Here is a 15122-nt window from a genome sequence, read left to right as displayed (position 1 = left end):
GGCGACGATCGTGCGCATACCAGCCTCGAGCCCCGGGCGCCGCCGGCGCCGATCGGTAAGAGGAACTCCTTGGGCCGCCGTTGCTCCCTCGCCAGAGCAGCGAGAGCGGCCATGAGCAATGTCGGCGCCTTCTCGTACGTCGTTGTGAACTGCTCCAGCTTCGTCTCGGCCAGGTCCCCACGTCGCGGGCGGCCCGGTCAGTGAGATCCGCGGGAAGCCCTGCCCTCCGGTGCCCTCACCAGCAGCACACAGAGAGCAGGATTCTCGATGCAAAGATGTCCTCGCACCACGATCGGCTCCACGCCAGAGTCAAGTGGTCAGAACCTCGAACGCCAGAACAACCCCACAACGCCGTTACCAGCGAGAATGATTGTGGAGAGTCTTCATAGGAGATTCGAGGTCGTGGCACCCTTTACCGGCGACCTCGATCTTCGTCAGCGGAGAATCCGCTGGTCAGGGTGGAGCTGAGGGGATTCGAACCCCTGACCCCTTGACTGCCAGGATTCCACGAGCCCCCTCACAAGCCTCCTACCAGCAGCAACACTGACAGAATCTCCCTCTCCAGCCTCCAGAACTCGCACCATGCGCAAGGTTTCGCACCACGAGTGGCTCCATGACTACGCTGCCGCGGACAGGCCAGGCGGTCACCCGAAGTCCGGCTGGCGCTTCTCGGCGAAGGCAGCCCAGCCCTCGTCCGCTCCGCCCGACGCGACATGGTCGGCCGAGACCTTGGACTCGAGGGCGAGGGCCTCGTCGAGGGTGTGATCGGCCTGGGCGTCCACGAGCCGCTTCATCGCGCGGAGCCCCTGCGGGCTGCGTTGGGTGAGCGACTCCGCCAGCCCGCGGGCGGCCGCCTCGAGGTCGGAGGCGGGGACGACCAGCTGGACGAGACCCCAGCGCTGCATCTGGTCGGCCGACACGGGCTCGGCGGTGTACATCAGCCACTTCGCGGGACCCGACCCGATCCGGCGCGGGAGCCGCGCCGAACCCCCGCCCCCGGGAATCAGGCCGTAGCGGGCGTGCGCGTCGCCGAACCGGGCGGAGTCGGCGGCCACGACGAGGTCGCAGCACAACGCGATCTCGAGGCCGCCTGCGACGGCCCAGCCGTGGATCGCTGCGACCACCGGCATCGGGAGGCGCTCGATTCGCCGCAGGACGGCGCTGATCGAGTCGAAGTAGCGGGCGGCGGCGCCCGGTTCCGCGGCCTCGGCGGCCATCGCCGCCTGGAGGTCGCCACCCGCGCAGAAGGCGCGTCCGCTCCCCCGCAGGAGCACGACCCGAACCGCGTCGTCGACCTCGATGGCCGCGCACGCCTCGTCCAGCGCGTCGACGAGCGAGGGAGCGAGGCTGTTCAGGGCGGCGGGCCGGTTCAACGTCAACGTCATCACGCCGGCGGCGTGCTCGACCAGCAGGGTCTCAGATGACACGGTCGCGTCCCTTCCAGTACTGCTCCCGGATGACCCGCTTCAGCACCTTGCCCGCCGCGCTGCGCGGCAGGGTGTCGACGACGCGGATCGCCTTGGGCGCCTTGACCCCGCCGAGCTGTGCACGCAGGGCCACGGCCAGCTCGGCGGTGTCGAGCTCCGCCCCGGCCTTCAGCTCGACGAAGGCGGTGACCGCCTCGCCCCATTTCTCGTCGGGCAGGCCGACGACGGCGCAGTCCTGGACGGCGGGATGGCGCCAGATCAGCTGTTCGACCTCGGCCGGGTACACGTTGAAACCGCCGGAGATGATCATGTCCTTCTTGCGATCGACGACGTAGAGGAACCCATCGGCATCCCGTTCGCCGACGTCCCCGGTGTGCAGCCAGCCGCGGTCGAACACCCGGGCGTCCTCGTCCGGGTTGTCGACGTAGCCCGCCATGACCGTGCCACCCCGGCACACGATCTCGCCCCGCTCGCCCGGGCCGAGCAGCCGACCGCCGTCGTCCATGATCCCGATCTCGGTGAACGGTCCGGGGCGCCCACAGCTGATCAGCCGACGTTCCCGGGAGGGATCGGCGAGGGCCTCCACATGGTCGTGCGGGAGCAGGAAGCCCAGCACGACCGGGGCCTCCGTGAGCCCGTAGGTCTGGGCGAGCACGGGACCGAAGACGGTGATCGCCTCGCGCAGCTTCTCGACCGACATCGGCGCCCCGCCATAGATCATGTAGCGAAGCGACGAGTAGTCGAAGTCCCCGACCCTCGGGTGCGCGAGCATCGAGTAGATCAGCGTCGGCGGCAGGAAGAGCGTCGTCACCCGCTCGCGCTCGATCGCCTCCAGGATGCTCAGCGGGTCAGGTGCGCGCAGCGTGACGACCGTGCCGCCCTGGGAGAGCAGGGTGGTCGCGAAGTAGCCGGCGGCGTGCGTGAGCGGTGCCGCGGCGAGGGTGACCGGCGGAACGTCGTAGTGCATGAGACTCTGGTAGTTCGCGACCATCGCCTCGATGCCCCGGTTGACGTGGCGCACCCCCTTCGGCCGCCCGGCGGTGCCGCTGGTGTTCGGCAGCAGGACGACGTCGTCGGGCCCGGTGGGGCACTCGACGGTCGGGCCGCAGGCCGGCAGCCAGTCGTCGAACTCGATCCCGTCAAGCTGGACGCTCGACTCCAGGCCGTCGACCTCGGCGAGCGCTCGGGCCGCGTCCGCGGCGACGGACGAGTGGAAGAAGAGGTGCCTCGCCCCAAGGCGAGCGAGTACGGCGAGGTTCTCCTCGACGCCATTGCGGACGTTCACCGGGATCCACGGGCACCCGGCACGGGCGGCGCCGAACTGGGCGGCGAGGCCCATCGGATGGTTGGGGGTCCAGATCGCGACCGGGTCGCCGGGGCGAAGCCCTTCCGTCTGCAGGGCGCGGGCGATCCGATGGCTCAGGGTGACGAGTTCGCGGTAGGTCCAGGAGCGGTCGCCGTCCCGGATCGCGTCGCGGGAGCCGTAGAGCTCCGCGCCGCGGTCGAGGAAGTCGATGTAGCGCATGGCGTCTCCGTTCATCGTTCGGTCCACCGGTGGGTCGATCCCGGGTCGCGGCGCGGGCGTCCGTATCCTCGGGGCGTCGGGAGGAGTGGGTCGTGGCGCGAGCGGGGTCGGCGGTGCCGGAGGAGCCTGCGCCGCCGCGCCGGCGGCGTAAGCAGCACTCGCGCAGGCAGGAGGTCCTCGACACAGCGGCCCGGATGTTCTTCGAGCGCGGTTACGAGGCCACGACCACCCAGGACATCGGCGCCGCGTTGGGCCTGCTCAAGGGAAGCGTCTACTACTACATCTCGAGCAAGCAGGACCTGCTCTTCGAGCTCATTCAGCAGTACCACGAGGACACGCGCAGCTACTTCGCCGAGATCCTCGAGTCCGACGGCTCCGCCGTCGACAAGCTGCGTGAGCTGATCACCGTCGACACCGCGCACACCGCCCGCAACCTCGAGCGCTCGACGCTGTTCTACCTGGAGTGGCGCTCGCTCCCGCTGGAGCGCCAGGCGGTGATCATCGAGGAGCGGGCGCAGCACGAGCACGCCGTGCAGAAGTGGATCGTCGAGGCGCAGGCGGCGGGCCGGATCCGGCCCGAGGTCGACCCGAAGATCGCCTCTTTCGCGATCTTCGGGATGGTGAACTCCGTGTACCGCTGGTTCACCCCCGGCGGGCGGAAGTCCGCGGAGGAGATCGGCGAGGACTTCGCCGACCTGGTCCTCGGCGGGCTTCTCGTCCCAGGGGCCTGAGCCCCGGTCAACCCACGCCACGGAGACGCGCTCCTCGCGGAATGCCCGCAGCGGTCGCCATGCCCCGGCGTGTGCCGGGTGCGTGGGCAGCTGCAGATAGGCGTGGGGCGCGCCCGGAGCGACGTGCACGCGGTGCGGCACCGCGGCCGCGACCAGCGCGGCGGCCATGGCCTCGGTCTCCCCGCGAAGCGGATCGAGGCCCCCGACGGTCAACCAGCAGGGTGGGAAGCCCGCGACGGCACGGTCCGGGCTGAGTCGCGGGTCCCCGTGGAGACGGTCGAAGTCCGCCGGGTCGACGTAGTGCTGGCTCGCGGCGTCCGGGCCACCGGTCAAGGCGGTGAGCAGGGGTAACGCCCGATGGAAGTCGTACACGCCGTAGAGCAGCAGTGCCGCGCGCACCTCGGGGAGATCGGCGGTGGCGAGCACCGCCGCGGCGAGGTTCGCGCCCGCCGAGTCACCGCCGATGAGCAACCGTGTGGGGTCGCCGCCGAACTCCACCGCGCGGGCGTGTGCCCACCGCACAGCGGCCTCGGTGTCCTCGACGGCGGCCGGGAACCGGTGCCTCGGAGCGCGTCGGTAGTCGACGGACACCACCACCAGCCCCAGCACGGCGAGGTCGGCGGCCAGCCTGCGGTGGGTGGCGGGAGTTCCCAGCGTCCACCCGCCACCGTGCAGGTAGACCAGGCAGGGGAACGGGCCCCGCCCGCGCGGCACGGTGACGTCGGCGGTCAGCCGCCACCCGCTCATCTCGCGGATCGGCACCCGTTCATGGATCACGGCGACGTCCGGAAGGTCCCCGTTCACGTACCCGTCGTGCCGGGTCAACAGCGTCACGAGGTCCTCCCCCGGCGGAACCCGCAGGTCGGTCTGCCAGGCCAGCAGGTCGGTGGGGACCCCGTGCACCGCACTCACCTCCCGGAGAACTGCGGGGACCGCTTCTCGGCGAACGCGGCGAGTCCCTCGTGTGCGTCGGTGCTGGTCAGGCAGTAGCGGGCAGCGGTCTCCCGCTCCAGCCGCAGTCCCGCGCCGATGGCGGTGCCCTCCCAGTACGACGCGTTGAGCGTGCGCTTGGCGTTGGCGACCGCGAGCGGGGACCGCGCCGCCAGCCCGCGCGCGATCTCGATCCCGGCCGTGCGGAGGTCGTCGTCGGGTACGACCCGGCTGACCAGCCCCCACTCGAGTGCCTCCGCCGCGGGGAGCGTCCTTCCGGTGAACACCAGCTCTCGGGCTCGCGAGGGTCCGACGACCCGTGGGAGCAGCGTGAGCGATCCGCCACCGCCCATCTGACCGAAGGGCAGGTGCCCGTCGCCGATTCGGGCCGACTCGGCGGCGACGGCGAAGTCGCAGCTCAGCAGGAGCTCGATACCCCCGGCCACGGCGACGCCGTTCACGAGCGCGAGGACGGGTGTGGCGGCGGCACCGACCTCGGTCAGCAGCGTGTGGAAGTCCTCGAGGAAGACCGGGAAGGCGATCGGGTCACGCTGGAGGGTCCGGTACTTCTTCATGTCCCCACCCGCGGAGAACGCACGCCCCGCGCCGGTGATCGCGACCGCCCGCACCCGCGGGTCGGCGTCCAGGTCCGCCAGCGCCGCGCGGAGTGTCCGGATGGCGTCGTGGTCCAGCGGGTTCATCTCGTCCGGACGGTCGAGGGTCACGAGCGCGAGCTCGGCGTTCGGTGGGACGCCGAAGGCCGGTTCCGAGCCGTTCACCGGGGGCCCTCCGAGGCTGATCCGATCGGTCCGCACGCTCACGCGCCACTCACCCTTCCCTCGTGTCCTGCCCAGTGCGGTTCGCGCAGCACCCGCCGCTGCACCTTGCCGGTCGGCGAGACCGGCAGCGGCTCGGTCGTGAGCTGCAGGCGCCCGGGCTTCTGGTGCCGGCCCAACGTGGTGGCGACCAGTTCGACCAGCTCCTCCTCGGAGACCGTCGCGCCCGGGTCGACGACGCAGACCGCCATCGGGGTCTCACCCCACTTCTCGTGCGGGATGCCGAAGACCGCCGCCTCGCGCACCTGCGGGTGCCGGGCGAGGATGGTCTCCAGCTCGGCGGGCCAGATGTTGAACCCACCCGAGACGATCATGTCGTCCGCCCGGTCCAGCAGGTACAGGTAGCCGTTGGCGTCGAGCCTGCCGATGTCACCGGTCCGGATCCACCCGTCGACGAGACGGTCGGCGGAGCGCTCGGGATCACCCCAGTAGCCGCTCATCTGCGCCTCGACCTGCGTCCAGATCTCGCCGACCCCGTCCGGGCCGAGGACGGCGCCCTCGGCGTCCCGGATCTCCAGCCTGCAGAAGGGCAGGACCCGCCCGGCGGACCGCAGGGGCGTCGAGCCCGGCACGTCGCTGAACCACTCCTGCGGGGTCAGGAACGTCAGGGGCGTCGCCTCGGTCTGTCCGAAGACCTGGTGGAGCACATCCCCGAAGACCCGCCGACCGGCCTCGATCGTCCGCTCCGTGACGGGCGAGCCACCCATGAGCAGGCCCTCGAGCGCGGAGAAGTCCCGGCCGTCCGCCGTCGGGTCGGCGGTGACCCCGGCGAGCATCGTCGGGGCGAGGTAGAGGTGGGTCACCCGGTGGGCCTCGGTGAGCTCCAGGGTGCTCGTGGCCGAGAACGGTCCGTAGAGGACGTTCGTCGCGCCCGCGAGCCACGCCGGCAGGAAGAGGTAGCCGGCGGCGTGCGAGATCGGTGCCGCGTGGCCGACCACCGAGTCGGTGCTCAGCCGCGGCAGGCGGTAGTACCAGTTGCGGCAGTTCACGAGCCAGTCGTGCTGGGTGTAGCCGACGCCCTTCGGCCGTCCGGTCGTGCCGGAGGAGTGTCGGATGATGTACCAGTCGTCCGGGCCGACCTCAATCAGCGGGTCCGCGGCGGACTGCGCGGCGAGCCAGTCCTCCCAGCCCGAATCCCGGACGAGCACCGTGTGCAGGGAGCCGACCTCGTGTTCGAGGCCCTTGACCGTGTCGATGTAGGGCTCCTCGGCAACCACCAGCACGGTCTCGGTCTGGGCCATCATGATCGCGTGCGCCTCACGTGAGCTGCGCGGGTAGAGCGGCACCCGGACGGCTCCGGCGATGGCCGCCCCGAGGAACAGGTCCGCGGCGCCGAGCGTGTTGTCCTCGACCGCCGCCACGCGGTCGCCGGGTCGCACCCCGGCCGCGATCAGGCCGTTGGCGACCCGAACCCCGCGCTCCCAGGCCTCGCCGAACGTCAGGTGGCGGGTTCCGGCGATCAGCGCGGTGCGCTCGCGGTGGAAGTGGACGGACTGCCTCATCAGGCTCGGAACATCCATGGTGGTCCTCATCCGGTCTTCATGGGCTTGCCCGCCATCTCGGGGATGGAGAGCACGGCGGGGATGGCGATCAGTGAGACCGCCATGATGTAAAAGGCACCGACCACGGCGCTGCCGGTGACGCCACCGAGCCAGGTCAGCAGGTACGGGGCGGAGCCGCCGAAGACGGCGATCGCCAGGTTGTAGGTGATCCCGTGCCCGGTGACCCGCACGCTCGTCGAGAACAGCTCGATGATCGCCGGGTTGGTCACGGCGGTGAAGGCCCCCGCGCCGATACCCATGATCACCAGTCCGACGGCCATCGGGCCCAGGGAGCCCGAGGTGATCAGCAGGAACGCGGGCCAGGACAGCACCAGCAGCCACAGCCCCGAGCCGACGAGCACCCTGCGGCGCCCGATCCGGTCGGACAGCCGGGCCGCCATGAGTTCCGAGGCGAGCATCGTGACGATGGCGAGCACCGTCGGCATGAAGGCCAGGGCCCCGGTCAGCCTCAGGTCGCGCACCGCGAAGCTGGGCAGATAACCGACGAGCATGAAGAACGAGGCGGCGTTGAGCGAGGTGATCAGTACGGACTGGCTGAGGAGCGTCCACTGCCTGCGCCCGGACAGGGCCGCCGTGACGGGGTTGCGCCGGGCCCCGCTGCGCCGCTTGAGCTCGAGGAAGTAGGGCGTCTCGTCCAGCTTCCGACGGATGTAGATCGCCACGACACCCAGCGGTAGCGCGAACAGGAACGGGATGCGCCAGCCCCAGGCCTGCATGTCCTCGGTGCTGAGGGTGAGCAGCAGGGTCGCCGGGACGAGCGTGCCGAGCAGCGTTCCGAGCGTGGCCCCGACCACGATCAGCGACACGAAGAAGCCCCGCCGCTTCGCCGGGGCCTGCTCGGCGATGAACGACACCGCGCCCGAGACCTCACCCCCGCACGAGAAGCCCTGCAGGAAGCGGAGGATGACGAGCATGATCGGGGCCGCCACCCCGATGGCCGCGTAGCTCGGCAGCAGACCCATCAACAGCGTCGAGGCCGACATCAGCAGGATGGTCAGGGCGAGGGTCCGCTTGCGGCCGATCCGGTCCCCGACCGGGCCCCAGAAGAACCCGCCCAGCGGGCGGGCGAAGAACGCGAGCGCGAACACCGCGAGCGACGACAGCAATGCCGCCGTGGGGTCGGCGATCGGGAAGAACACCGCGGCCATCGTCGTGGCGAGCACGCCGTAGGCGGAGAACTCGTAGAACTCGACGACGGAGCCGATGACCGCGCCGACCACGGTGCGGCGGAAGGCCCGATCGCGTTCGGGGTCGGGCGGCGTCTCGCGCGGCGGCGAGGTGTCGTCCAGGACGAGTTCGGCGTGTGGATCGTGCTCGGTCATCGGGGCTCCTCGACGTCGGGGAACGACGGCACGGTCGGTCGGCAGAAATTCCACCCACCGTTTGATGGAGCGAGACCCTAAGAGGGCCGCCGAGGGCCCGTCAAGGGCTTGCGCGAGCGCACGCTCTCCACGATATTCAAACCACCGGTGGAAAGAATTGGAGGGCCTCGATGACCACACCCGCCCCCGGACCGCCTGGAGGGGGGATCGATGCGGACAGCGCCCCGTTCTGGGCGGCGCTGCGACTCGAGCGGCTGGAGCTGCAGCGGTGTGCGGCGTGCGCGCGGCTGCGCTTCCCCCCGATGGGCCGCTGCCCGTGGTGCACGTCGGACCGCCACGACCGGGAGGACGTCGACGCCCGGGGCGAGGTCTACTCGTGGATCGTCGTGCACCGGGCCTTCCGGCCGCAGTTCACCGCGGACGTCCCGTACGTGGTCGCGACCGTCGACCTCGACGCGGGGCCGCGGGTCGCCGTGCGCCTGGACCGAGCGGACGGCATCGACTTCGGCATGCGTGTCCGCCCCCTCTTCCACCACCACCCCGACTGGACGGAGCTGCGGATGGTGCCCGATGCGTGAGGTCGCGGTGGCCGGCGTCGGCTACACCGCGTTCAGCCGGGAGTCCGGACGCCCGGTCCTCGACCTGGCCGCCGAGGCCGCGCTGGCCGCCTGCGCGGACGCGGGCCTGCCCGTCGCACAGGTCGACGGCATCGCCAGCCACATGGTCGGCACCGACTCCGAGAACGCCGAGGCCCTGGCCACGGCGTTGGCCCTGCCGGGGTTGCGGATGGTGCTGGACCTCAACCAGGCGGGCCACGCGCCCTGCAATCTGCTCGCCCACGCGAGCGCCGCCGTCTCCGCCGGTCTCGCCGAGCACGTGCTGATCTTCCGGGCGCTCAACGGGCGGTCGGGTCCGAAGGTCGGTTCGGCGCGCTTCCCCGGGCGCGGCGGCCAGTTCCGCTACCCCATCGGCTACGACGCCTACCCGATGTACATCGCGATGTGGGCGCGCCGGTACCTGCACGAGACCGGTCAGGACGCCCGCGACCTCGCCGCCGTCGCGATCGCGCACCGGGAGTACGCGGTCCGCAACGAACGTGCGATCCGGCGGGCGCCATTGGACCTCGACGGGTACTTCGCCTCCCCCTTCGTCGCCGACCCCTTCCGGGTCGCCGACTGCACACCGGAGGTCGACGGCGCCTGCGCACTGCTCGTCACCGGTCTCGACCGCGCCCGCGACCTGCGCCGCCCGCCGGTCCGGGTGGCCGCGGCGGCCTACCGCGCAGGCCCGCGACCGGGGCTGGACATCGGCGACCACGTGCTGACCGAGGACTACACGCGCAACTTCACCGACCTCGTCCGGGACCAGCTGTTCGGGCGGGCGGGTGTCACCCCCGCCGACGTCGACGTGGCCTGCCTCTACGACTGCTTCACCAGCGCCGTGCTGATGAGTCTGGACGGGCTCGGCCTCTGCGAGCGCGGCGGAGCGGGCGAGCTGGTCCGCTCCGGTCGTCTGCCGATCAACCCGCACGGCGGCCTGCTCGGAGAGGGCTACCTGCACGGCATGAACACCCTCGCCGAGGCCGTCCTGCAGCTGCAGGGCCGCGGCGGCGACCGCCAAGCCGCCCGGCACGAGGTCGCGGTCGTGACCTCCGGTGCCCTCATGGACGGCTCCGCCGCCGTCCTCACCACCGACCGTTAGGACAGCCATGACCGACTGCCTCACCCTCGTCGGCGGCCGTCGACACCGCACGAGCGAGCCGCCGATCGCGGTGGAGAACCCGGCGACGCGAGCGACCATCGCGACCGTGCACCCCTCGACCCCGGAGCTCGTCGAGGCGGCGGTGGCGGCGGCGCGCAGCGCGTTCGCCGAGTGGTCCCGCAGCAGCCCCGCCGACCGGGCGAAGGTGCTCGCCACACTGTCCGGGCTCCTCGCCGACCGCGAGGACGACCTGGCCCGGGCGATCACCGCGGACGTCGGCACCCCGATCACGCTCGCCCGCCGCGTCCAGGCGGCGCTGCCCCGCGCGGACGTCGACGCCTGCGTGGCGGTCCTGGAGCGAGACCTCGAGCCGGAGTGGATCGGGCACTCCCGCATCGCGCACGAACCCGCGGGCGTGGTCGCCGCGGTGACCCCGTGGAACTACCCGCTGCACCAGGCGGTCCTCAAGATCGCCCCGGCGCTGGCAGCGGGCTGCACCGTCGTGCTCAAGCCGAGCGAGGTGGCCCCGCTCGCCACCGAGATCCTGATGGACCTGCTCCCCGAGGCGGGGGTGCCCGACGGGGTGATGAACCTGGTGCACGGGACCGGGCCCAGCGTCGGCGAAGCGCTCGTCGGCCACCCGGACGTGGACGTCGTGTCCTTCACCGGGTCGACGGCCGCCGGGCGCCGGGTCGCGGCGCTCGCCGCCGCGAACCTGGCCAGGCCCGTGCTGGAGCTCGGGGGCAAGTCCGCGAGCGTGGTCCTCGACGATGCCGACCTCACCGCGGCGGTCACGGTGTCCGTGGCGAACTGCTACCTCAACGGGGGCCAGACGTGCAGCGCCTGGACCCGGCTGATCGTGCCGCGCGCACGACACGACGAGGCCGTGGAGATCGCCGTGGCCCAGGCGGCACGTTTCGTGCCCGGCGACCCCACCGACCCGGCCACCCGGCTCGGTCCGCTGGTCTCAGCCGCGCAGCGCGACCGGGTGCTCGGCCTCGTCCGTGCCGCGGTCGCCGACGGCACTCGCCTCGTGTTCGGCGGTGTGGACCACCCGGTACCCGACAAGGGCCACTACGTCGGTCCCACCGTGTTCGCCGATGTCTCCCCGACGGCCCCGATCGCGACCGAGGAGGTGTTCGGTCCGGTCCTGACGGTCATCCCCGTCGACGACGAGGACGCGGCGGTCGCCGCCGCGAACGCCACTCCGTACGGCCTGCACGGCGCCGTGTGGTCGGCCGACGAGGACCGGGCCGCCGCCGTAGCCGCGCGGCTGCGGACCGGCCAGGTCGACGTCAACGGCGCCGCGCACAACCCCGCAGCCCCCTTCGGCGGCGTCGGCGCCTCCGGCCTCGGTCGTGAGTCCGGCGCCTACGGCATCGCCGAGTACACCGCCACCAAAGCGATCCAGTTCCCCTCGAGGAGTTCCCGATGACGAGGACCACGACCGCAGCCGTGCTGCACCGCGTCGGTGAGGAGATGCGGCTCGAGGAGCTCGACGTCGCGGCCCCCCAGGGTCGCGAGGTCCTGCTCGCCTACCGGTACGCGGGCCTGTGCCGCTCCGACCTCCACGTCACCGACGGCACCATCGCGGGGCGGCTGCCGATGGTCCTGGGCCACGAGGGCTCCGCGATCGTCGAGGCAGTGGGACCGCTGGTGACCAGGGTCGAACCAGGTGACCACGTGGTCTGCTCGTTCATCCCGAGCTGTGGAACGTGCCGGTGGTGCGCGAGTGGCCGCCAGGTGCTGTGCGACGCGGGCGCGGCGACGATGCGCGGACACCTCCCCGGTGAGAGCTGGCCGCTCTCCGGCTCAGGCGGCCGGGTCGGCGCGATGTGTCAGCTCGGCACGTTCAGTCAGTACGGCGTGGTGCACGAGGGCTCGGTCGTGCGCATCGAGTCCCACATCCCCCTCGACGTGGCGGCTCTCGTCGGCTGCGGCGTCCCGACGGGGTGGGGGTCGGCGGTCAACGCCGCGGCGGTCCACCCCGGCGAGGTCGTCGTGGTCCTCGGGGCGGGCGGCATCGGAATGAACGCCGTGCAGGGCGCCCGGGCCGCAGGCGCCCGCGAGGTCGTGGTCGTCGAGCCCGTGGAGTTCAAGCGGGACGCCGCGCACCTGTTCGGGGCGTCGGTGAGCGTGGCAGACGCCGCGGCCGCCCGCGAGCTCGTCATGAACCTGACCGTGGGCGCGGGGGCGGACAAGGTCATCATCACCACCTCCACGAACACCCCGGAGATCAGCGCGGCCGCGGTGGACCTGGTCGCGAAGGGCGGCACCGTGGTGATCACCGCGATGGCGGCCTTCACCGAACCGGCGCTCGTCCTGCCCACACCCATGATCACCATGCTCAGCAAGACGATCCGCGGCACGGCCTACGGCGACTGCAGCCCCACCCGGGACATCCCGGCGCTGCTCGCGCTGCACCAGGAGAAGAAGCTCCTGCTGGACGAGCTCATCACCCGCCGCTACCGCCTGGAGCAGGTCAACGAGGGCTACCGCGACCTGGAGGCCGGTGAGCTGCTCCGGGGGCTGGTCGAGATCGCGTGATCACGCTCGCGCTGCAGGAAGGCGGGCTGCGGGTGCGCACCCTGCTGTTCACCCCGGCGACCCGGCCGGAGCTCACCGCCAAGGCCCTGGCCGGGCCCGCCGACGCGGTCGTCGTGGACCTCGAGGACTCGGTTCGCGGAGGTCGCGAAATCGCGGGGGCGGGCCGCGATGCGATCGACGGTCCGCTCGTCCGGCACCTCCCGGCTCGTCGTGCGGATCAACCCGGTCGGACACGCGCACCATGAGGCGGACGTCGCCGCCGACGCGCGCGTCCGTGCACTCATGCTCAGCCGCGTGATCTCGCCGCGGACCTGGACGCCGACCCGCACGGTCCGCTCCTGGACCATGCCGCGGGCGAGATCGCGCTGCGTGCGCGGGCCGTGCGGCCCCTCGGAGTCGTCGACGCAATAATGCGGGGCTTCACCATCCTCAACGACCTCGCCGACACCACCGACGACGACTGGCAGGCCCTGGTCGACACCATCCGGACCGGCACCTTCCGAGGTGGGTGCGCGCTACATCACGGTCAACGCCGTGGCCCCGGGCCCGTCGAGACCCCCGCTCGTCGCCTCGCGCTCCGCCCAGACCCGGCAGGTGTGGCTCGATCTCATGGCGATCCCACGGTATGTCCGTCCGGAGGAGGTCGCCGCCGCCGTCGGCTTCCACGCCTCCCCCGAGGCGGGGATGATCACGGGCCACGTCCTCACCGTCGACGGAGGATTCGCCGCCGGCGCGCGGTTGCCATGATCCCATCGGCGGGCTGCTGAACTTCAGGGACAACGCTCGTGCACACACCGGTTTCCAGATCCCCGCGCGCCGCCAGCACTGTTCGACGCCTGGAGGGTCTTCAGCTCGCCGTCGGCTCTCTCGCCAGGGCTGCGAGGGCGGGCATGGGCAGTGTTGACGTCCTTCTCCTACGTCGTTGGCAACCGCTCCAGCTTCGTCTCCGGCCAGGTCCGCCACGCCACAGGCGGACCGGTGAGTGAGATCTGCGGGAATCCCTGCCCTCCGGTGCCCCAACCAGCAGAACGCAGAGGGCAGGATTGTCAGTACAGAGGTGTACCCGCACCCCGACTGGCTCCACGCCGGAGTCAAGGGGTCAGAAGTTCGAACATCCCCAGGTGTCGCAACGCGGTAACCAGCGGAGACGTCCCGAGACAATGATCACGAAGGATTCGAGGTCGTGGCACCTTTACCAACGGTCTCGATCTTCATCAGCGGAGATTCCGCTGGTCAGGGTGGAGCTGAGGGGTTTCGAACCCCTTACCCCTTGACTGCCAGGATCGCCCAAGATCCCCCGTAGCCCTTCTACCAGCGAAGATAGCGCCGGCTAGACCCGCTGCAGCCTCCGCAACTCGCACCACGAACACGATTTCGCACCACGAGTGGCTCCACGCTCCTCCGACTCAGAAGATCGAGTAGCCCCCGTCCACCACGACCTCGTTGCCCGTGTGGAAGGTCTGCGACGGATCGGCCAGGAAGGCGCCGACCTTCTCGAACTCCTCGGGGTCGGCCCAGCGCCGCACCGGTGTGCGCGCCGTCGTGGCGGCCATGAACCGCTCGTCCTCCTGCCGCGGCACGGTGAGACCCGTGCGGGTCCAGCCCGGGACCAGGGTGTTGACCCGGACCCGGTGGCGGGCCAGCTCGACGGCGAGCGTGCGGGCCAGCCCGAGCACACCGGTCTTGCTCGCCGCATAGGCGGCCTGCTGCGCCGCGCCGAAGCGGCTGACCATGGACGACACGAGGATCATCGAGCCGCCCGTCCCCTGCTCGACGAACTGGCGGGCGCCCTCGCGGCAGGTGAGGAAGACGCCGTCGAGGTTGGTCGCCATGACCCCGCGCCAGTCGGCGAGCGTGGTCTCCACGAGGGGACGGGCCGCCGCGGTCCCGGCGTTGGCGACGACGCAGCCGAGCGGGCCGAGCGCCTCGACCGACCGGGCCATCGCGTCGACGACCTGTTCCTCGTCGGCGACGTCGCACATCAGGGCCTGTGCCTTGACCCCGAGCCCGCCCAGGTGCGCCACCGCGGCCTCGCTCTTGGCGGTGTCCCGGGCCCAGAGCGTGATGTTCGCCCCGGCCCGGGCCATCCCTGTCGCCATCGCCAGGCCGATCCCGCCGTTGCCACCCGTGATCACGGCGTGCAGACCGGACAGATCACTCATGCCACTCTCCCTTGGGTTAATCTACAGCAATAAGGTAAGACCGCGATACGATGAGACACGATCCGTCCACCGTCACGCATACCGCGACGGAGGACGCCGCGACGACGCGAGGGGTGCGCCATGGTTCGACCGCACAAGGGCCGCTCGCTCAGGGTCTCCGGCGAGGTGCTCGTCGACGCCGTCCCGGACACCCTCTCGCGGCTGGTGTGGACCCGAAGCAGTACCCCCCGGCGCCGCACCATCGCCATCTCCTTCGCCGGCCCGAAACGGGTGACCGACGGCGCTCGGACGGCCTGACGTGGCCGTCGACCGTCGCACAGTCGTCCGGCCGGACCGGGCACACGCCAGGAGACGATCAACCGGTGGCGTGAGCAGACCT

General features: G+C 71.4%; 14 protein-coding genes and 1 pseudogene. 8 read left to right on the top strand and 7 right to left on the bottom strand.

The window, feature by feature from the left end:
- Positions 1 to 644: 644 nt before the first annotated feature.
- Entirely contained in the window at positions 645 to 1427 is a 783-nt protein-coding gene (locus ABD990_RS31025; RefSeq protein WP_345384349.1) for an enoyl-CoA hydratase/isomerase family protein, read from the bottom strand.
- Positions 1417 to 2967 (bottom strand): class I adenylate-forming enzyme family protein, encoded by a 1551-nt coding sequence (locus ABD990_RS31020; protein WP_345384348.1) that lies wholly within the window; start codon positions 2965 to 2967, stop codon positions 1417 to 1419. The genes ABD990_RS31025 and ABD990_RS31020 overlap by 11 nt, the downstream gene beginning before the upstream one ends.
- Positions 2968 to 3044: 77 nt before the next feature.
- Between ABD990_RS31020 and ABD990_RS31015 the strand changes: the two genes are divergently transcribed.
- Positions 3045 to 3683 (top strand): TetR/AcrR family transcriptional regulator, encoded by a 639-nt coding sequence (locus tag ABD990_RS31015; RefSeq protein ID WP_345384347.1) that lies wholly within the window; start codon positions 3045 to 3047, stop codon positions 3681 to 3683.
- Between the two features lie 105 nt (positions 3684 to 3788).
- Here the strand turns inward: ABD990_RS31015 and ABD990_RS34600 are convergent.
- The 4 genes and pseudogenes from ABD990_RS34600 to ABD990_RS31000 all read right to left on the bottom strand — a co-directional run.
- Positions 3789 to 4430 (bottom strand): annotated as a pseudogene (locus ABD990_RS34600) (alpha/beta hydrolase); the annotation flags it as partial.
- Positions 4431 to 4591: 161 nt separating this feature from the next.
- Positions 4592 to 5392, bottom strand: coding sequence for an enoyl-CoA hydratase/isomerase family protein (locus ABD990_RS31010; protein WP_345384346.1), 801 nt, complete (start codon positions 5390 to 5392; stop codon positions 4592 to 4594).
- 38 nt (positions 5393 to 5430) lie between these two features.
- Entirely contained in the window at positions 5431 to 6969 is a 1539-nt protein-coding gene (locus ABD990_RS31005; RefSeq protein WP_345384345.1) for a class I adenylate-forming enzyme family protein, read from the bottom strand.
- Positions 6970 to 6977: 8 nt separating this feature from the next.
- Positions 6978 to 8333 (bottom strand): MFS transporter, encoded by a 1356-nt coding sequence (locus ABD990_RS31000; protein ID WP_345384344.1) that lies wholly within the window; start codon positions 8331 to 8333, stop codon positions 6978 to 6980.
- Positions 8334 to 8503: 170 nt separating this feature from the next.
- Between ABD990_RS31000 and ABD990_RS30995 the strand changes: the two genes are divergently transcribed.
- From ABD990_RS30995 to ABD990_RS30970, 6 genes are all read left to right on the top strand, one after another.
- Positions 8504 to 8911, top strand: coding sequence for a Zn-ribbon domain-containing OB-fold protein (locus ABD990_RS30995; RefSeq protein WP_345384343.1), 408 nt, complete (start codon positions 8504 to 8506; stop codon positions 8909 to 8911).
- Positions 8904 to 10034, top strand: coding sequence for a thiolase C-terminal domain-containing protein (locus tag ABD990_RS30990; RefSeq protein WP_345384342.1), 1131 nt, complete (start codon positions 8904 to 8906; stop codon positions 10032 to 10034). The genes ABD990_RS30995 and ABD990_RS30990 overlap by 8 nt, the downstream gene beginning before the upstream one ends.
- A 7-nt stretch (positions 10035 to 10041) precedes the next feature.
- On the top strand, positions 10042 to 11469 hold the full coding sequence (locus ABD990_RS30985) for an aldehyde dehydrogenase family protein (RefSeq protein WP_345384341.1): 1428 nt from the start codon (positions 10042 to 10044) through the stop codon (positions 11467 to 11469).
- A complete protein-coding gene (locus tag ABD990_RS30980) occupies positions 11466 to 12581 on the top strand; it encodes a Zn-dependent alcohol dehydrogenase (RefSeq protein ID WP_345384340.1) in 1116 nt (371 codons plus the stop codon). The genes ABD990_RS30985 and ABD990_RS30980 overlap by 4 nt, the downstream gene beginning before the upstream one ends.
- Positions 12578 to 12826 carry a hypothetical protein gene (locus ABD990_RS30975; protein WP_345384339.1) on the top strand — a complete coding sequence of 83 codons (249 nt, stop codon included), beginning with the start codon at positions 12578 to 12580 and terminating at the stop codon, positions 12824 to 12826. The genes ABD990_RS30980 and ABD990_RS30975 overlap by 4 nt, the downstream gene beginning before the upstream one ends.
- Positions 12827 to 13085: 259 nt before the next feature.
- A complete protein-coding gene (locus ABD990_RS30970) occupies positions 13086 to 13328 on the top strand; it encodes an SDR family oxidoreductase (RefSeq protein ID WP_345384338.1) in 243 nt (80 codons plus the stop codon).
- Between the two features lie 659 nt (positions 13329 to 13987).
- On the opposite strand, the gene ABD990_RS30965 is transcribed toward ABD990_RS30970, so the two are convergent.
- Positions 13988 to 14743: an SDR family NAD(P)-dependent oxidoreductase gene (locus tag ABD990_RS30965; RefSeq protein ID WP_345384337.1), complete on the bottom strand. Its 756-nt coding sequence runs from the start codon at positions 14741 to 14743 to the stop codon at positions 13988 to 13990.
- 120 nt (positions 14744 to 14863) lie between these two features.
- Between ABD990_RS30965 and ABD990_RS30960 the strand changes: the two genes are divergently transcribed.
- Positions 14864 to 15040 (top strand): hypothetical protein, encoded by a 177-nt coding sequence (locus ABD990_RS30960; protein ID WP_345384336.1) that lies wholly within the window; start codon positions 14864 to 14866, stop codon positions 15038 to 15040.
- Positions 15041 to 15122: the final 82 nt, after the last annotated feature.

It is taken from the genome of Pseudonocardia yuanmonensis (assembly GCF_039542425.1).
In the GTDB taxonomy this organism is placed as follows: Bacteria; Actinomycetota; Actinomycetes; order Mycobacteriales; family Pseudonocardiaceae; genus Pseudonocardia; species Pseudonocardia yuanmonensis.
Note: the sequence above shows the minus strand (reverse complement) of the source record. Positions and strands in the feature narration are given on the sequence as shown.